Source organism: Pseudomonas sp. NPDC087346 (assembly GCF_044744235.1).
Taxonomy (GTDB): domain Bacteria; phylum Pseudomonadota; class Gammaproteobacteria; order Pseudomonadales; family Pseudomonadaceae; genus Aquipseudomonas.
This window is the reverse complement of sequence record NZ_JBIUXX010000002.1, coordinates 7,800-25,996: the sequence shown is the minus strand read 5'-3', so window position 1 is coordinate 25,996 and position 18,197 is coordinate 7,800. Positions and strand designations below refer to the sequence as shown.

The window sequence follows — 18,197 nt, the reverse complement described above, 5'->3', positions numbered from 1 at the left end:
CTCATCGCTGGCAGGCCAGCTCCCACAGGGTTTTGGGGTGACCGCAGATTCTGGAAGCAATACCAATCATTGTGGGAGCTGGCTTGCCAGCGATGGCATTGGGTCAGGCAACATTGATGTCGCGGCTACCGGCCTCATCGCTGGCAGGCCAGCTCCCACAGGTTTTTGGGGTGACCACAGATTTTGCAAACGCTGCCAATCATTGTGGGAGCTGGCCTGCCAGCGATGGCATTGGGTCAGGCAACATTGATGTCGCGGCTACCGGCCTCATCGCTGGCAGGCCAGCTCCCACAGGGTTTTGGGGTGACCGCAGATTCTGGAAGCAATACCAATCATTTTGGGAGCTGGCCTGCCAGCGATGGCATTGGGTCAGGCAACATTGATGTCGCGGCTACCGGCCTCATCGCTGGCAGGCCAGCTACGCTGTTAATCCTGCGTATCTAACCTGCCGAGGATGACTGCCATGCAACGCGTTCAAAAACTCACACCCTGCCTGTGGTTCGACGATCAGGCCGAAGCGGCTGCGAAGTTTTACTGCTCGATCTTCGATCATTCGAAAATCACCGCCCTCACCCACTACAGCAAGGTCGGCCAGGAGTTTCATGGCCGTGAAGATGGCTCGGTGATGACCGTCAGCTTCGAACTCGATGGCCAGACTTTCACCGGTCTCAACGGTGGGCCGCTGTTCAAGTTCAGCGAGGCGATTTCGTTTCAGGTCAATTGCCAGAATCAGGAAGAAGTCGACCATTTCTGGGGCAATCTGTCTGCCGGTGGCCCGGTCGAAGCCCAGCAATGCGGCTGGCTCAAGGATAAGTTCGGTGTGTCCTGGCAGATCGTGCCGGTGGAGTTCATGGAGATGATGAAAGACCCGGACACCAGCAAGTCGCAACGGGCGATGCAGGCCATGCTGTCGATGAAAAAGCTCGACATCGCCGAACTGAAACGGGCCTTTGGCGGCCAGAGCTAATACACTCCAGCTTGGCCTGCCGGGAATAATAACGATGAAACACGCTGCTGCCAGAAACCCTGAACAGACGCCGCGCTTCTGGCGCGACGACGCCCTGCCCTTCATCGAAGCGCGGGCCATCGCCGATGGGCGTGAGGTCTGCTACGCGCGCCATTCCCATGCGCATTTCTCCATCGGCGCGATCACTGCCGGGCGCAGCATCTATGTGCATGAGCAGTCGAAGTTTGAAGTCACGGCCGGCACCGTGGTGCTGATGAATCCCGCTGATGTGCACGCCTGCAATCCGATCGATGATCAGCCGTGGTCGTACTTGATGCTGTACGTCGAGACGCCATGGCTGACGGATTTGCAGCATCAGTTGGGGTTCAGTGCGGATCTGGAGTTTCGGCGGTTTTCGACCACGCATCTGCATGATGCGAAGTTGTATCGCGACCTGACGGTGCTGTACGAAATATTGGTCGACGAGCAACAGGATGTGCTGTGCAAACACAGCGCGGCAGTGGAGTTTTTCAGCGATCTGCAACTGCGTCTGAACCCTGCCGAGCAACCGTTGCGCGAACCGAACTTCAAGCTTGAACGCGCCGCCGACTTCATCCGCGAGCACTGCACCGACATGCTGAGCCTCGACGACATCTGTGCGGCGGCACAGCTGTCAGCGTCGTACCTGATCCGCGCCTTCAAACAGCATTACGGCATGACGCCACATGCGTTTCTGGTTAACCAGCGTATCCAGTTCGCCCGCGAACGCTTGCGCGGCGGCCAGTTGATTGCCGATGTCGCGCTGGAATGCGGCTTTGCCGATCAGGCCCATTTCCAACGGGCGTTCAAACAGCATCTGGCGATGACGCCGGGGCAATATCGCGGCTGATCACACACGCCTAACCCCACAAATCCCTGTGGGAGCGGGCTTGCCCGCGATGGCGTCGTGGCAGCCAACACAGATGCAGAATGTGCCGCCCCCTTCGCTGGCAAGCCAGCTCCCACAGGTAATGCGATCTGCCGTTCAGGGCAACAATAGGTACCCCGCACTCACCGCCAGCAACCCCGCCATCGCCCGATTGAACCAGCGCATCCCCGCCGGATTACCCAGATATCCGCGCAAAAACGTCCCGGCGTACACCCAGCAACCCACCGACAGGTAACAGATCACCAGATACACCGCGGCAAACTGCCAGACCAGTCGCGCCTCGCCATCAGCGACAAACGCGCCCATCCCCGCCACGCAGGCGAGCCAGGCTTTCGGATTGAGCCATTGCATCACCGCGCCATACAGCATCGACGGTGCGCGCCCTGCTTCCCCGGTATTCAACTGCCCATTATCGGTCGCCAGTTTCCACGCCATGAACAACAGAAACGCCACCCCGGCCAGTTGCACCACACGGGTCAGCGACGGCCACAGCTTGAGGACTTCATGCAGGCCGAGCCCCATCAGCACCAGCAACAACACAAAACCCAGCGTCGCCCCGGCCACATGCCGTTGACTGGCGCGGAAACCAAACTGCGCCCCCGAACTCAACGCGACGATATTCACCGGCCCCGGAGTAATGGACGCCACCAGCGCAAACGCCGCCATCGAAACAATCAGACTCATCGCACACCTGCTTCAAAACGAGGAACAAGGTGCCCACACTATTCGGCACCCTGCCCGCAGGTATTGAACAAAACTACCCACACCAGTGTGATAGCCGCACAGACTGCTCCGGCCAAACCAACTACTCTCTAGCTCACTGGCCAATTCCGGCCCGGGAGCTTGTCTGGATGATTCTGATTCTGTTGCCATCCACCGATTACGACCCTACCGAAAGCAGCGTGCCGTGGCAGGCAATGCGCAACGCGGGCATCGATGCCTGTTTTGCCACACCGGAAGGCTTGCCTGCCTACGCCGATCCACGGTTGGTGAGCATGGGCTTCGGGCCACTGAATCCGATGCTGATGACCCGCAAGGCTGATCTGCACAGTTACGCGCAGATGATCGAAAGCCAGGCGTTTCGTCAGCCGCTGGCGTATGCCGATGTCGACCCGACTCAGTTCGATGGCCTGCTGATCCCCGGCGGGCATGCCAAAGGGATGCGCAGCCTGCTGGAATCCGGAACGGCCCGGCACATCGCGCTGCAGTTTTTCAAGGCACAAAAACCAGTCGCGGCGGTGTGTCATGGCGTGCTGTTGCTCGCCCGCACACTCGACCCGGACACCGGACATTCGGTGTTGTTCGGACGTAAAGTCACCGCATTGCTGGCGACGACAATGGAACTGCCGGCATGGTTGATAACCGCAGTCTGGCTAGGGCGCTACTACCGCACCTACGGGCAAACGGTCGAAGCCGAAGTCACCGCTGCGCTGTCGCGAAAATCCGACTTTGTGCGCGGCCCCCTCATCGCCAAACGCGATAGCGCACAGGCACCGGAGTTGGGGTTTACAGTGCGCGACGGCCAACTGCTCACGGCTCGCTGGCCGGGCGACTGTCATCGCTTCGCAGCAGAATGGGTTGCCATGTTGCAAGCATCTGAGCGACGCATTGAATGATCAACCTCACTGTAAGCATCGCTTCACGACGAACTATTGAGGGTTATCCGCCAATTCCTGCGAAGCAGAAATGGCTATCTCCCCGGACTGCTTCAACACTACCGCCAAGGGGCAACATCGAAGAATAATCTTCGATCAGCCACAAAAGAAACCCGCCGACTGGCGGGTTTCTTTATGCCTGTTATTTAATACTTGCCCCGGCTTCATGTGAGTAAAAACATTACAGCACCATTTATATTAATCATTTTCAAAAGATGATCATTCCACTGCCGAACAACCTACACATTTTCTAACCAAGCACTGCCAACGAAGAAACACAAATCTATATAGTCTTCAGACCTGGAAAAGCCTGCACCAAATTTGCATACCGAAACTCACTCCAACGGACGGAAAAAACTTATGCAACCACTACCAAATTTATTCAACATCCGAACTCTCTCCACCGACCAAAAAGAGCGCTTTAATATTGCAGATGCGCTGAAAGCAAAAATCGCCAAAAATAATCTGACTTCTACCGACCGTCCTTACTCATCCGACCTCCTTGACGTAGAACAACTAGCTGTTCTGACAGTCGAAGATAGCGACTTTTACAACTCCCACCGCCCTGCAAATATTTTATTACGAAGATTGGTATCAGCCCCCTCGTTCGTGAAAATCATCAAATATCTTGAAAATCATGAAGATCATTGGATACTCGTCAGCCAGACCGGAAACATCTACCAGGCTTATACATCTCAACAGAATGGCGGGGCTTATATTAAAAGCCGTGACATCTCCACTGAAGTGAAGTCCATAGACGAACTGAAGCCCGAGCTTGAGCTATTGATTCAATCCGCACGACTTACCGGTGGCATTGTTTCGTCAACCGATCGCCTGCCACTGACCAACTGGCTCCAGTTCCAGCAACTGGATGTACCAAAAACCATCAGCGACATAGAAAACCTGATCGACTATTTAAAATTTTTACCCTTTTCACCCTTTTCACCTCCGGAGCTTGGTAATTACTGGGGTATTTCAGGCGAAACAGGTAACGCGGCATTGATCGTACCGCAAGATCTGCATTCGATCATCAATCAGAAAATCAGCACCTTGATAGAGAACAACGGGGCGGGGGCTGATCGCCTGATCAATCATTTGACTAATGCACTACCCAAGCAATACTCCCCTTTTCTTTTAGAAGAGTCTCCCGACTTTACCTGGGCCGTACTGATCGAGACCGACGAAGCCAAAAACTTTGCTCAATCGTGTCTCGACGCGTTGGATCAGGAAAACCTTGGGTCGAAGAACGTCATGACAACGCTCGTGCGTAGCCGGCTTCTGGTTGCCGCAGTCATGATTGATCTGGAGTTGGCCACAGAAGAACAAAGAAAACGGTTTCATGACGAGGAGCTCTACAGCCCTCTACACCAGAACGCGAGCGTATTCGAAGCAAGAAATGCCCTGAAAGCCGGCTTCGTGGCGATTGGCGTAAAACCGGATACTGCGAGCCTGACTCTGGAGTTAGTGCTATCAGGGCTGGGGCCGGAATTTCTGGTCAAAGCTCCGGCATCCTTACAAATTGGTTCTGTAGGTTGGGTGATGCTGCAAAAATCGGTCATGCTGGCCGAACGCATGGCTCCCGGGTTATCGCGAGCGATGAATTATGAACAATTTCTCGAACTGAGCGCTATCTCTCCAGTGAGCAGCCAGCAAAAAACGCTGAATGAACTGGTCACTCTACAATGTATTGTCGATTGGGCACTGATCAACGAGCTCAACCCGCCAGGCTCCGAAAATCTCCAATGGGACGATATCGTTAAAAATGCGGCTGCACTTTACAGCGCTTTCACTCATGAAATCACTGATGCCGTAACTGCTGTATCCAAGCAGCCTGTCAGCCGCAGAAAACTTGCAAAAAAAATCATCTTCGACGAGACACTCCTTCATCCTGAAGAAATGCTCTTCCCTGTCGAAACCGGCAAATGGAATCCTGGACACAGTCAGTCGGCTCTCGATCTTTACCTGAACAGTGCTCTGGATAAGGACTGGGACCGAAAAAAAGGCTCAAGTATTGCCGGAGATGTTGCGCATCTAAAAACACTTGCGCCGATCAATAATGTTTATAGACAGCATGTAGAAGAACACTACGACTTGTTCAAGCCCGCCTTGAACACGATGATACGACTTGCTCTGTCACGATTACCCAGACGTGACAGGGTCGCTTTGGAGCATGGAAAACTTGCGCTTTACCAAGTACTGGGCAGCAAATACATCCCTCACCACAACAACGCCGACGAAATTGCATCATTTGGCATCGTGATCTTTTCATGGTTTGACAAAGAAGTTAATTGCTACGAAGTTTTTCCACTGCAAGGCCTGTGCCTGAAGAATGAATCGATGGTACGAGCCTATATTGGCGGAGCACCATTCAACGAAGACGCAGGAGGCTTCGAAAATACACAAAATGGACACAACGACAATTTTCCTCATTTGACTTATTTGCAGAATATCTTTGCCGACAACAGCGCTTACTTCAGCGCTGACAAACCCGTCGACCACCGTATGGGACAGAGAACAAGCCGATTACTTCCTGAAAATTTCAGAGAGCTCGACGAATATCTAAACATCGAAGGGGTTGGCATGTTACTCCAGCGTTTCGGGACATTTGATGTCAGCGGCCAACCTGAAAATCATTATCCAAGCGTGATGGAAAGTTTCAATTCGGAGCGTTTCAAGGACATCGGCAAACTAATTGCCGAAGACAATCCACCCATAACGAAAAAACAGTTTTATGCCATGGGTTATGACAAGACCAAAATTGAGGAAAGGGATGAACGTTTAAAAAAGATTATCGATAATATTCTCGACGTCATCATACCTTTCAAAGGGTGTATTGAAGGGCTGACCTCGAGCGACCCGGATCGTCGCAGCGGTGCAGTCTTCGGTTGCATCATGGATGTGATTGCTGTTGCACTGGTGTTTGTCGTCGGTGTCGGACCTTTCCTGAAAGCCGCTGCGAGCAGCGCAAAAATGCTCAATCTGAGTAAAGTCGTCGCAGGTGCAGTGCTATCGATTTTAAACCCGCTGGAGGGCGTACCAAAACTGATTCAAGGTAGCGCCAAACTGGCAGGGCGAGGAGTTCTCAAGCTCAGTCACTATGGCCACTCGGTTACCAGGGTTGGCGCCCGTCAACTAAAACGGCTGACCAACAGCAGTAGTGGCTCTTACGACCTGGTCAAGGCGTTAGGAAAAACCGGGGCTGCCGCCGAGATCCGCATGACACTGCCGACGGTGGCGCATGCGCGCGCGCTGTTTAAGGACGACACCCTTGAAACTGCCGAACAGATCCTTATTCGCCTGACGGACAAGACCATTGCGTTGCCGAAGACTACCGGTCTCTTGGAACTGGAACACCTGTTCAACAATGCCGTAATCGATGTCACGCGAAAACTGCAAAAAACCCAAGAGCTTGAGGCCCTGATCGGCAGATCGGCACTCGACGATCTGTTGACGACTGTCCTGACCAAAAATGGTATCGATTATAATGCCGCCCGTTCGGCGGGCAACGGTTATTCCGACCTGCTGGAAACGGTCAGCGAGATCGAGACGCACAAGCTCAACTACATGAAAAGCCATCAGCAGAATCTGCTGCAACAGGATCTGGGAGCAGAACCTTACAACGGTGTACTGCCCGAGTCGCACTACAATACTGGAGCCTTCACCGATAACGCCGAGCGAGCCGGAGCCTGGATTGTTCATGCTTCGAACTCACCCGGCAACGACCTCGACAGCATTGTCACTATCTTGCGCGAGTACGCCGCCAGCAATAAATCACTGACCGACCCGAATGTGATCAGACAGTTGCATGTCAGCATCGCACCTGCCACCTCGGACATCGTTCGCGTTGGTGTCAGTGACAAGAAATATGCCAGTAGCATCTCTGGTTTTGCCGTGATGCAGGATCACCTGAAAACACTGGACACCGCGCATGAACACTTCAGCAAGCAACTGCTGGGAGCCGTCGTCGGCTTCCACGGATTCGGGGACGGCAACGGGCGTACGGGCCGCGCGTTGTATGCGATCAGCGAGATAAGAAATAACCGTTTCAATCCGCTGTCCAAAGAAGCGCTCAGCGCACTCCATGGCCTGGACTGAACCGCAGCGAATCGATAACGCTGAATAAGCAATCAGCCCGGCCGGCACTCACCTGCCGGGCTGTTTTGGTCACCATTCGCGCCTGTCACTCGCTCCCGACCATCACCGGTACGGTAAACCGGAATTCCGTGCCCTGCCCCGGCTCGCTGCTGGCCTCGATCCGCCCGCCATGGGCTTCCACAATGCCTTGCGTGATGTACAAGCCCAGGCCGGTTCCGGTCGGGTTGCCCTCTTTCACCGTCCAGTAACGATCAAACACCCGCGCCAGGTTTTCCTTGGGAATGCCTTCGCCGGTATCGCGCACGGTAAACACGATTTCCTCACCCGCCGACTTCGCCAGCACACCCACCGAACCTTTGCGCGGGGTGAATTTGATTGCGTTGCCGATCAGGTTCGACAGCACCTGAAACAAGCGCTCTGGGTCGGCATGGATTTTCAGCTCGGGATCGGCTTCGAACGAGATGCTGATGTCCTTGTCCAGTGCCAGTGGCCCGAGCAGTGACTGGGTTTCCTCGAACATCTGCCCGACGTCGAGTTTCTGCGGCGTGATGGTGTAGCGTCCGGCGTCGATTTTCGAGGTGTCGAGCAAGTCTTCAAGCAGCGTATTCATGCGCCCGGCGGCCTGCTGCATGGTGTCGATAGCCGTGGTGATGCGTCGTGAAGTGTGCGGGCCGTCGGAGCTGAAGGTTTTCTGCATCATGCCGCAGAGCATCGAAATCACCGTCATCGGGTTGCGCAGATCGTGGGAAACCACCGCCACCAGCTCATCGCGGGCGCGTACTGCTTCCTGCTCACGGCGGACTTGTCGGGCCAGATCATTTTCCAGCGCCGAACGGCGCAGATCATTGGCCGCAAACAGATCGCCGTGGCTCCACTTGGTGGAAATCCCGGCCATCTCGACTTTCCAGATCTCGAACGACGTACGCGGCCGCAAACGCAGACCCGCGTCGGAGTTTTCCAGATCCAGCGGTTTGCGCGGATCACCACTCCAGTTGATGTTCTCTTTGACCTCGGGGCGGAACCACAGCACGCCGTTGTCCACCGGTTTGGGCAGGCTCATGGCGAGCACACCGCTGGCCACCTGCTGAAACTGCTCGGCCGGTGGGTAGACGCTGGCCAGATGATGACTGGCAAACACCGGATCGCCGCTGTCCTGCAACCATTTGTGCAGTGCGCGAATTTCTTCCGGCTCCGGGCAGTTGCCATAACGGTGTAACTGCTTGTCTTCGATGATCGCAATGCCGCCGGCATTGGTCAGCGCCATCAGAACCTGCGGCTGATTGGCCAGACCATCAAAGACGTTTTGCGGGGAATCGATCATCGCCTGATTGAGCAGCGCCAGCGACTCGACTTTCTCTTCACGCTGGCGGCTGATTTCCAGCGACTCCATCGCACTGATCTGCAGCGACAGCACCTGGCCGATGGTCTGGCAGGCACTGCGCAACTCATGCGGCACATGCAGCGGCTGGCGGTTGCCGCAACTGATCAGCCCCCACAATTTATCGCCCTTGAGCAGGGAAATGCTCATCGACGACAGCACGCCCATGTTCTTCATGTACTGACAGTGAATCGGCGACACGCTGCGCAGCGTGGCGAAACTCAGGTCCAGCGGCGTCTGCGTATCGGGGCGCAGTTTCGGCACCAGCGGTACAGGCTGGTAATCGGCATTGGGGATGATCCGCAGCCAATTGGTGCGGTACAGCTCGCGTGCCTGCTCGGGAATGTCCGAGGCCGGGAAGAACAGGCCATTGAACAGTTCCATCGACGGGTCGGAGGCCTCGGCGATCACCTGACCGTGGCCCTCCTCCTCGAAACGGTAGATCAGCACCCGGTCGTAACCGGTCATGGCCTGGATTTCCTTGACGCTTATGTCGTACAGCGCCTGCAACGTGGTCGCCGCTTGCAAGCGCTGGAGCATGCGCCCCAGGTTGGTGTTGATCCCGGCGACATTGCGCGGCTGGAAGTTTTCGACGTGGATTTCCAGTTCCAGAATCAACACGCCTTGATGTCGGTGCAGCAACCCCTCGAACGCCGTGCCGTTAAGGTGAAAGTGCAGCGGGCCGACGTCGGCAAACGCAGGCTGGAGCAACGCCTCGCGTACAGCGTCGGCGTGCTCTGCGCCGATCAAGCCGTGCAGCGGCTGGCCGATCAGTTCCTGCGGCGCCCGCGCCAGCAGGGTTTCGACGTTGGCGCTGACTTGAATGATCTCAAGTCCAGGTTCGCTCAGGGTCAGCAGCAAACCGTGGGGCTGGATAGCGCCGGGAAAGCGGATCGGCTCATCGGCACAGTTGGCCAGCAACTCTTCAAAGGCCTGCTTGTCTTGTGGGGTCATGCCAGTACCTCCCGGCTTTCGAGCCAGTGTTCGAAACAGCTGAATGTGGTTTGGGCCGCCGTGACAACGGCCGCGCGCTCGTCCGCATCCAGCGGTCGACTGCCGAGGTATTCAATGAAGTCGCGCCAGCGCCGTCCGGTGGCTGCGCCGTAAATGTCGAGAAACGCCGCGCCGTTGTCGGCATCCAGACTCAGCCGTGAGGCGATTTCCCGACGCAGGATCTGTCCGCCAAGCGTCGCCCCTTCCAGCACGTACAGCACACCCAGGCATGCAGCGCTGGAGTCGATCACCGGCAAGGTTTGGCAGATGGGCAGGCTGTCGATGGCTTCGTTCGAAAGACTCAGTGCATGTAAATCGTTGCGTAAGGTCTGCGCTTTCATGCGCGCCGCCAGGTCGAAATCGACTGGACTGACACCGCTGCTCTGCAAGGCGGTTTCCAGCGGCAGATAAAAGCCGTAATAGGCCTGCATCAACCGTTGGAAGGCGCTTTCATCCAGAGCATCGGAGAAAAAAGGGAGACGTTTTTCCAGTGCGATGTGCAGGTCGGCAGTGCCGGCTCGCAGATCTTGCAGCACCGTTGGCACATAAACTTCACGGGCCTTTGCTTGCATGTATGTCGCTCATGGTGAGGCCAAATGGGGCCAGATTTCTTCAGAGTGACTACACAAGCGAAAAGTTCGACCGTGTCGACCCGTGCAGCCGGGCGCTGTACCGCGACAGCATCGCCTCACTGTATGGGTCGGGCGATCCGGAGGCTGTGATAAAAATGCGTTTCGGTTTCTGGAGTATCGTTATGGACCTCGCCACGCTTTCGCTGTTTCTCCCGGCCTGCTTCGCCTTGAACATGGCTCCCGGCCCGAACAATCTGCTGTCGGTCAGCAACGCCACCCGTTATGGCTATCGGCGCGCCTGCACGGCCGGTATCGGGCGCCTTCTCGCGTTCGCCGGGATGATCGCCCTTGCCGGTGCCGGTTTGTCGGTGGTGCTGCAAACCTCGGAATGGCTGTTCCATGCGATAAAGATCATTGGCGCGGCGTATCTGCTGTATCTGGCCTGGCAGCTGTGGCGGGCAAATCCTGAGGCCGAGCAGCAGGTGACTGGCGCAACGGTGGGATTCTTTGCGTTGGCGCGTCAGGAGTTTCTGGTGGCGGCAGGTAATCCGAAGGCGATTCTGTTGTTCACTGCGTTCCTGCCGCAGTTCGTTGACCCATCCCGCCCGGTGCCGGAGCAGTTTGCCGTGCTCGGCGCGCTGTTCCTGATGCTGGAATGGATCGCGATCAGCGCTTACGCCTGGATGGGCCTGCACATGCGCCGCTGGTTTGCCGAGCCACGGGGCAAGCGCATTTTCAATCGTTGCTGCGCCGGGCTGTTGTCGGCGGCGGCCTCGGTGCTGCTGATGGCGAAACGCGCGTGAGCATTACGAGACGGACGGCCCTTTGAGCTCAACCTGATTGCCATCCGGATCAAAGCAATACAGCGACAGGCCTTTGCCCTCTGCACCGAAGCGCTCGGCGGCTTTTTCGACGTTCAGACCGAACGTCTGCAAGTGTTGGGTTAGCGCTTCTTCATCGAACGGCTCAATGCGCAGGCAGAAGTGATCAACATTGCGCCGTTCGGTACCGGCAGCGCCGCCGCCCTTAAGCCCGAGCTGGCCGTGCAAGTCGACGAGGTCGATCATCGAAGTGCCGGCGCGCAGATGCACCAGCCCCAGGTGATCCTGGCGTTTGACCAGTTCGGCGCCGAATACCTGGCCATAGAAGTCGATGCTGCGCTGCAAGTCTTGAACGCGCAGCACAATGTGATCGATGCGTTGAATGGTAAAGGGATGCATAGGGTAAACACCTCACAAACTGTAGGAGCTGCGGCACGCTGCGATCTTTTGATCTTGTTTTTAACAGCCAACATCAAAAGATCGCAGCGTGCCGCAGCTCCTACACTAGTTCAGGGGGGTTGAAAATTCACTGTCGATTTTTCGGTGGAGCCATCGAGAAACTGGTTTTAATCTCAAGCCATGAACATACAAACCGCACTCCTGCCGCCCCACGCCGAGATGGTTCGCGCCATGCTCGAGCGCGACACTGCCTATGAAGGCGTGTTCTTCACAGCGGTGAAAACCACCGGGATTTTCTGCCGTCCGAGCTGCACGGCGCGCAAGCCGAAACCGGAGAATGTCGAGTTCTTCGCCCATGCCGACGAGTGCCTGTCGGCCGGTTATCGCGCCTGTCTGCGCTGTAAACCGCTGGACGCTGCGGCCATCGCCCCGGACTGGGTGCAACAACTGCTCAAAGCCGTCGATGCTGATCCCGAAACACGCTGGAGCGATGCACAACTGCTCGCCGAGGGTATCGAGCCGCTGAAGCTGCGGCGCTGGTTCAAGCAGCATTTCGGCATGACCTTCCACGCTTGGTTACGCACCCGACGGCTAGGCATGGCACTGGGCGGGATCAGGCAAGGCACCTCGATTGACCACGCCGCGTTCGATTCCGGCTACGAATCCCTGAGCGGGTTTCGTGATGCGTTTCAGAAGTCCTTTCACATCACCCCCGGACGCGCAGCGAACAGCGAGCCGCTGCTGTTCGCCCGACTGACCACGCCGCTCGGGCCGATGATCGCCATGGCCGAGCGCCGTGGGCTGGTGCTGCTGGAGTTCCTCGACCGGCCGGCGCTGACCCGTGAAGTCGAGCAATTGCAGATCCGCTACGGCTACGCGGTCGCGCCGGGGCATAACGCGCACTTGCAGCAGATCGAACGAGAACTGGCAGCGTATTTCGCCGGCAAACTCACCGAGTTCGACGTAGCGTTGCACCTGCCCGGCAGCGAGTTCGCCTGCCAGGTTTGGGGTGAGCTGCGGCAAATCCCCTACGGCCACACCAGCACCTACGGCGCCATCGCCGCGCAACTCGGTAAACCCGGCGCCAGTCGTGCGGTGGGCCTGGCCAACGGGCACAATCGGCTGGCGATTGTGGTGCCGTGCCATCGGGTGATCGGTGCGGACGGTTCGCTGACCGGCTATGGTGGCGGACAACCGCGCAAGGCGTATCTTCTGCGGCTGGAAAACGCCGCGGTACAGCTCACGCAACCACTGGCTTTCTGAACCCGTCGTCCTCAATAAAAAGTCATCATTAAGAAGGAATTTCGATGAACGTGCTCGACACTCAATTTCATCAACTGCATCAGCAAGACCTGCTGATCCTGACCAACGTCGCCGATGCCACGGAGGCGCGTCTGGTCGAACAGGCTGGCGGCAAAGCCGTCGCCACCAGCAGCGCGGCAGTGGCCTGGGCCCACGGTTACCCGGACGGCAACACCCTGCCCCTCGAACGTTTGATTTCCACCGTGGAATCCATCGCCCGGGTGATCAAAGTGCCGCTGAGCGTGGACATTGAGGCCGGTTATTCCGATGACCTTGGACGAGTCGCTGACGTCATCGACGCGGTGATTGGCGCAGGCGCGGTCGGGATCAATATCGAGGACGGTGCGGGCACTCCGGAATTGCTGGCGCGCAAGATCGAAGTCGCTCGACAGGTCGCTGCCAAGCGCGATGTGAAGCTGTTCATCAATGCGCGCACCGACGTCTATCTCAAGGGTCTGGTGCCGGCCGAAGATCGCGTCGCCGAAACCCTGCGCCGCTCAGCCCTGTATCAGGCTGCCGGAGCCGATGGGCTGTTTGCTGCCGGCGTCACTGCGGCCTATGAAATTGAAGCAATCTGCAAAGGCACAACGTTGCCGGTCAACGTCCTTGGTTTCGCTTGCCTGCCATCGCCTGAAGAGTTGCAAGCGCTTGGCGTACGCCGTTTGAGCGCAGGCTCAGGGATTGCCGAGTTCCTTTACGGCGCAATGGGCTCGCTGGTGAAGAGTTTCCTCGCCAGCGGCAAACTCGACAGCCACGACCTCAAGGCGCTGACCTACGGCGAAGTCAACGGCCTGCTGAAATAACATGCCCGAGCGCTATAAACCTGCCAGCGATTTTCTGGCCTCGCTGGATGCCGACTGGCAGCGCCATATTTCGGCAGTCGGCCCGTGCCTGCATCAGCCGCACCCGGCGCGCGATCCGTATGAGTCGCTGGTGCGGGCGATTGCTTATCAGCAACTGCATGCCAAGGCTGGAGACGCGATTGTCGGGCGGCTGGTGGGGTTGTTTCCCGGTCAGTCGTTTCCTCGGCCGGAGCAGATTCTGGCGACGGATTTCGAGTCGATGCGCGGTTGCGGGTTTTCTGGCGGGAAGATTGCGACCATTCAAGGAATTGCCCAAGCGACGCTGGATGGCGTGGTGCCGGACTATGCCTGTGCGCTGGCGATGGACGATGAAGCGCTGATCGAACGGCTGGTCAGTCTGCGTGGAGTCGGCCGTTGGACAGTGGAGATGCTGCTGATTTACAGCCTGGAGCGGATGGATATTTTGCCGGCGGATGATTTTGGTGTGCGTGAAGGTTATCGGCGATTGAAAGGGCTGGAGGTGCAGCCGACGCGCAGGCAGATGATTGAGATTGGACTGGCGTGGGCGCCTTATCGGACGGTGGCCGCGTGGTATTTGTGGCGGGTTGCCAAGGCGTAAGCCGAGTTATCGTTCATCGCGAGCAGGCTCGCTCCCACATTTGGAATGCATTCCCTGTAGGAGCTGCCGAAGGCTGCGATCTTTTGACTTTGATTTTTGGACGCAAGATCAAAAGATCGCAGCCTTCGGCAGCTCCTACATGGGGAGCGGTTACAACCCAGACTTGAGCCGGCTGAACGCCCGAATCAAAGCCCGGTTAAAAGCCTTGCCATTGTCATTCTTGCTATACAACGAAGCCCGCACCTCAGGCGACGGATACGTCCCCGGATCATTGCGAATCGACGCATCAACCAACCCATCCGCCGCCGTAATCGCGTTGGCGTAATGAATGGTGTCGGTGATCGGTGCAATCACTTCCGGCGTCATCAAATAATCCATCAGCGCCAGCCCCGCCTGCGCATGCGGCGCGTCCTTGGGTATGACCATGGCGTCGAACCAGATCAACGTGCCCTCTTTCGGTATCCGATAACTCAGCTTGAACGGCTTGTTCGCCGCCTCGGCTTGCCCAGCAGCAATCGCGACGTTGCCGTTCCATGACATCGCCACGCAGGTATTACCGTTGGCCAGATCGCTGATGTTCAGGTCGTTGTCGAAGTAGCGAATGTACGGGCGAATCTTCGCCAGTTGCTGCTCGGCCAGTTTCAAGTCATCGAGGTTCTGCCGGTTGATGTCCAGCCCCATGTACTTCATCACCGCCGCAAATACTTCGTTCGGATCGTTGAGCAGACTCACCCCGCAATCAGCGAATTTCGACACCACCGCCGGATCGAACAGCATCGCCCAGCTATCCCTCGGCGCGTCCGGCAAGCGCTGCTTGATCGCCTCTTCCTGATAACCCACACCGGTGGTGCCCCAGGCATAGATTCCCGCGTAGCGATTACCCGGATCGAACACCGCCATGTGCTGACGGAACTCTTCGCCCACGCCGGCAAAGTGCGGCACCCGGGCCTTGTCCAGCGGCTGAATCGCCCCGCTCTCGATGGCCCGCGACAGATGCTGACCGGCGGTCAGCACCAGGTCATAACCGCTGCGTCCGGTGAGCAGTTTGGTCTCGACGGTTTCCAGCGAATCAAAGTGATCGGCGACCACATGAATCCCGGTTTTCGCCTCGAAATTCTTCAAAGTATCCGGAGCCAGGTACTCGCCCCAGATGTACAGATTCACCACCGGTTTTTCGCTGTCGGCGGCCTGCACACACAACGGTGCAAGCACCAGCAATAACGCTTGAGTCAGTTTGTGCAGGCCCATGCTCAGGCTCCGTTCTTGTGGTGAGGAATGCCGGCGTATTGCGGCATGGTGATGCACGCGACGTTACCGCCGCCAAGGAGGATTTCCCGTGAGTTTTCGATGCCGACGATTTTGTGCTGCGGGAACAGTTCGGCCAGGGTCGCCAAGGCGACTTGATCCTGACGATCACCGAATAACGGCACCACAATCGAACTGTTGCCGGCGTAGTAATTGATATACGACGCGCAGATTTTGGTCCCGGCCTGACGGGTGTGGGTGCTGTCCTGCTGGTCGAGGCCTTCGGCTTCTTCAGCCGTCCATTCGAGCACGTCCGGTTGCGGCAGTTTGTGCACGATCAACTCGCGACCACGGCTGTCGCGGGTGCTGCGCAGGATGTCGTAGGCCTCCTGATAGATTTCCCATTGCGGGTCATCGCGGTTGTCGGTCCATTGCAGCACCACTTCACCGGGACGCACGAAGCACGCGAGGTCATCGACATGGCCGTCGGTTTCATCGAACTTGCAGCCGCGTGGCAGCCAGATCACCTGTTCGGCGCCGAGGTAATCGGTAAGACGACGGGTAACTTCGTCCTTGCCCAGATGCTGGTTGCGATTGCGGTTGAGCAGGCATTGCTCGGTGGTGAGGATGCTGCCCTGCCCGTCACTCTGGATACCGCCGAGTTCGGCAATCAACGGTGCGCGATAGCGGTCGAAACGTTCGATTTCGAGGATTTTGCTGGCGATCTGGTCGTCCTTGTCCCACGGATAATACAAACCGCCATCGAGGCCGCCGTAGGCATTGAATTCGAAGTCGACACCGCGCACTTCGCCGCTCTGATCGTTGACCACAAAGCACGGCCCGCTGTCGCGAAACCAGGTGTCGTTGCAGGTCATTTCCACCACGCGCACTTGCGGCGGCAACTGCCGGCGAGCGGTGGCGAATTGTGCGGCGGAGGCGCAAACGGTGACCGGTTCGCTCTGCGAGATAGCGGTGACGATCTGCACCCAGACTTTCTGCGCAGGCTTGGCGCCGTTGCGCCAGACGTCGGTGCGCTCCGGCCAGCCGAGCCAGCAACCGGACTTGGTTTCGAATTCGCCGGGCAGACGGAAGCCGTCCTGTTTCGGGGTGGTGTCGAGTGAACGTGCCATGGTCAAACCTCGTTGTTCGGGAGGGGAATGACCACAGGCTACGGTCGCGGGCCGCCGCCCCGCCAACGATGATTATTGCGGAACAGTTGAATCTAACTCATCAATCGGCCAGCTGATCGTTGAACCATTCGAGCATTTGTGCCACCGCTGGGCGCTCCAGTCGCAGGCGTTCGCAGACCAGCGCGTATTGCCCGAGCGCGGTCATGCTGGAGGTGAACGGGCGCACCAATCGGCCGCTCTGCAAGTCTTCCTGTGCGGTGAGATTGTCACCCATCGCCACGCCCTGCCCTTGCGCTGCGGCCTCCAGTGCCAGCCCGGCGTGGGCGAAATACAACTGCCGTTCGGGACGCTGATCGCCGGCGTGACTGGTCAGCCATGCAGTCCAGGTTTTGCCGTCCTGATCGTCGTGCAGCAGGCAATGCCGCGCCAGATCTTTGGGATTTTTCAGAGTGCCCTGGTTGAACAGGCCGGGGCTGCACACCGGGAAGAATTGCAGCGCTGGCAACGGCCGGACGAAGTACGCCGAGCTGTCCACCGGGCCGGTGCCGTAAGTGATCGCCAGATCGATGTCTTCCCCCGGTGCGGTGGCGTCGATCGGCTGCTCGTAAAGGTGCAAGGTGATGTGCGGATAGCGCGCGTAGAAATCGGTGAGGCGGCTCATCAGCCACTTCTGCGCGAGTTCTGCGGTGACGGCCAGGCGTAACACCGCCAGCGAGGATGGATCGCGCAGTTCATCGCAGGCGTCGCCGATCAGTTCGAAGGCCTGTTGCAGGCTCTGCATCAGGCGTCCGGCGGCGATGGTTGGGCGAATCTGACGGCCTTCGCGGATGAACAGCGAGACGCCGAGTTGTTCTTCGAGCTGACGAATCTGGTGACTGACGGCGCTGTCGGTGACACACAGTTCGGCTGCCGCACGACCGAAGTGCGCGTGACGGGCGGCGCATTCGAAGGTTCTGAGGGCGGCCAGTGAAGGTAGTCGTCGCATGGGTTTTGATCCCGGTTTTTAGAGGGCCATGCTGACCGGGCTATTCGTGGGCGTCCAGTGTCACCGCGTTATCGTTCATCGCTGGCAAGCCAGCTCCCACAGGATCAGCGCCGAATCAAGTATCTGTGTTCACCACCGCACACTGTGGGAGCTGGCTTGCCAGCGATAGCGTCAGCACATTCACTGCAAATCTCCCACAGGATCAGCGCTGACCCAAGTATCTGTGTTCTCCACCGCACACTGTGGGAGCTGGCTTGCCAGCGATAGCGTCAGCACATTCACTGCAAATCTCCCACAGGATCAGCGCTGACCCAAGTATCTGTGTT

Annotated in this window: 15 protein-coding genes; 8 read left to right on the top strand and 7 right to left on the bottom strand. The window is 57.6% G+C overall.

All coding sequences use genetic code 11. The features are described 5' to 3' along the window. The first annotated feature begins 463 nt into the window (after positions 1 to 463). Together ACIOZM_RS01530 and ACIOZM_RS01525 are read left to right on the top strand one after the other, a co-directional pair. The gene (locus ACIOZM_RS01530) at positions 464 to 967 is read left to right on the top strand and encodes a VOC family protein (protein WP_401208684.1); all 504 of its coding nucleotides are present in this window, start codon (positions 464 to 466) and stop codon (positions 965 to 967) included. Between the two features lie 34 nt (positions 968 to 1,001). After that, the gene (locus ACIOZM_RS01525; protein WP_401208681.1) at positions 1,002 to 1,835 is read left to right on the top strand and encodes a helix-turn-helix domain-containing protein; all 834 of its coding nucleotides are present in this window, start codon (positions 1,002 to 1,004) and stop codon (positions 1,833 to 1,835) included. 135 nt (positions 1,836 to 1,970) lie between these two features. Here ACIOZM_RS01525 and ACIOZM_RS01520 read toward each other — a convergent pair whose 3' ends face one another. Then, the gene (locus tag ACIOZM_RS01520) at positions 1,971 to 2,558 is read right to left on the bottom strand and encodes a LysE family translocator (protein ID WP_401208679.1); all 588 of its coding nucleotides are present in this window, start codon (positions 2,556 to 2,558) and stop codon (positions 1,971 to 1,973) included. A gap of 167 nt (positions 2,559 to 2,725) precedes the next feature. Here ACIOZM_RS01520 and ACIOZM_RS01515 point away from each other — a divergent pair, with 167 nt between their 5' ends. Continuing rightward, positions 2,726 to 3,490, top strand: coding sequence for a type 1 glutamine amidotransferase domain-containing protein (locus tag ACIOZM_RS01515; RefSeq protein WP_401208677.1), 765 nt, complete (start codon positions 2,726 to 2,728; stop codon positions 3,488 to 3,490). Between the two features lie 399 nt (positions 3,491 to 3,889). After that, complete coding sequence (locus ACIOZM_RS01510; protein ID WP_401208674.1) at positions 3,890 to 7,624, top strand: hypothetical protein; 3,735 nt, start codon at positions 3,890 to 3,892, stop codon at positions 7,622 to 7,624. An 85-nt stretch (positions 7,625 to 7,709) separates the two neighbouring features. On the opposite strand, the gene ACIOZM_RS01505 is transcribed toward ACIOZM_RS01510, so the two are convergent. Both ACIOZM_RS01505 and ACIOZM_RS01500 read right to left on the bottom strand, forming a co-directional pair. Next, entirely contained in the window at positions 7,710 to 9,956 is a 2,247-nt protein-coding gene (locus ACIOZM_RS01505) for an ATP-binding protein (protein WP_401208671.1), read from the bottom strand. Further along, the gene (locus tag ACIOZM_RS01500) at positions 9,953 to 10,567 is read right to left on the bottom strand and encodes a biliverdin-producing heme oxygenase (RefSeq protein ID WP_401208668.1); all 615 of its coding nucleotides are present in this window, start codon (positions 10,565 to 10,567) and stop codon (positions 9,953 to 9,955) included. The genes ACIOZM_RS01505 and ACIOZM_RS01500 overlap by 4 nt, the downstream gene beginning before the upstream one ends. Before the next feature lie 182 nt (positions 10,568 to 10,749). On the opposite strand from ACIOZM_RS01500, the gene ACIOZM_RS01495 reads away from it, so the two are divergent. Beyond that, complete coding sequence (locus ACIOZM_RS01495; RefSeq protein WP_401208666.1) at positions 10,750 to 11,370, top strand: LysE family translocator; 621 nt, start codon at positions 10,750 to 10,752, stop codon at positions 11,368 to 11,370. A gap of 3 nt (positions 11,371 to 11,373) precedes the next feature. On the opposite strand, the gene ACIOZM_RS01490 is transcribed toward ACIOZM_RS01495, so the two are convergent. Further along, positions 11,374 to 11,787 carry a VOC family protein gene (locus ACIOZM_RS01490; RefSeq protein ID WP_401208664.1) on the bottom strand — a complete coding sequence of 138 codons (414 nt, stop codon included), beginning with the start codon at positions 11,785 to 11,787 and terminating at the stop codon, positions 11,374 to 11,376. Between the two features lie 180 nt (positions 11,788 to 11,967). Between ACIOZM_RS01490 and ACIOZM_RS01485 the strand changes: the two genes are divergently transcribed. Genes ACIOZM_RS01485 through ACIOZM_RS01475 form a run of 3 tightly spaced genes read left to right on the top strand, consistent with a single transcriptional unit; the run spans position 11,968 to position 14,511 of the window. Beyond that, entirely contained in the window at positions 11,968 to 13,050 is a 1,083-nt protein-coding gene (locus tag ACIOZM_RS01485; protein WP_401208661.1) for a bifunctional transcriptional activator/DNA repair enzyme AdaA, read from the top strand. A gap of 44 nt (positions 13,051 to 13,094) precedes the next feature. Further along, positions 13,095 to 13,892, top strand: coding sequence for an isocitrate lyase/phosphoenolpyruvate mutase family protein (locus ACIOZM_RS01480; RefSeq protein WP_401208658.1), 798 nt, complete (start codon positions 13,095 to 13,097; stop codon positions 13,890 to 13,892). Between the two features lies 1 nt (position 13,893). Beyond that, complete coding sequence (locus ACIOZM_RS01475) at positions 13,894 to 14,511, top strand: DNA-3-methyladenine glycosylase family protein (protein WP_401208655.1); 618 nt, start codon at positions 13,894 to 13,896, stop codon at positions 14,509 to 14,511. 150 nt (positions 14,512 to 14,661) lie between these two features. On the opposite strand, the gene ACIOZM_RS01470 is transcribed toward ACIOZM_RS01475, so the two are convergent. The 3 genes from ACIOZM_RS01470 to ACIOZM_RS01460 all read right to left on the bottom strand — a co-directional run bounded on the left by ACIOZM_RS01470 (position 14,662) and on the right by ACIOZM_RS01460 (position 17,871). Further along, on the bottom strand, positions 14,662 to 15,759 hold the full coding sequence (locus ACIOZM_RS01470) for an extracellular solute-binding protein (RefSeq protein WP_401208652.1): 1,098 nt from the start codon (positions 15,757 to 15,759) through the stop codon (positions 14,662 to 14,664). Between the two features lie 2 nt (positions 15,760 to 15,761). Then, positions 15,762 to 16,886, bottom strand: a complete 1,125-nt coding sequence (aguA, locus tag ACIOZM_RS01465; RefSeq protein WP_401208650.1) for an agmatine deiminase — start codon at positions 16,884 to 16,886, stop codon at positions 15,762 to 15,764. A gap of 100 nt (positions 16,887 to 16,986) precedes the next feature. After that, positions 16,987 to 17,871: a LysR substrate-binding domain-containing protein gene (locus ACIOZM_RS01460; RefSeq protein ID WP_401208647.1), complete on the bottom strand. Its 885-nt coding sequence runs from the start codon at positions 17,869 to 17,871 to the stop codon at positions 16,987 to 16,989. Positions 17,872 to 18,197: the final 326 nt, after the last annotated feature.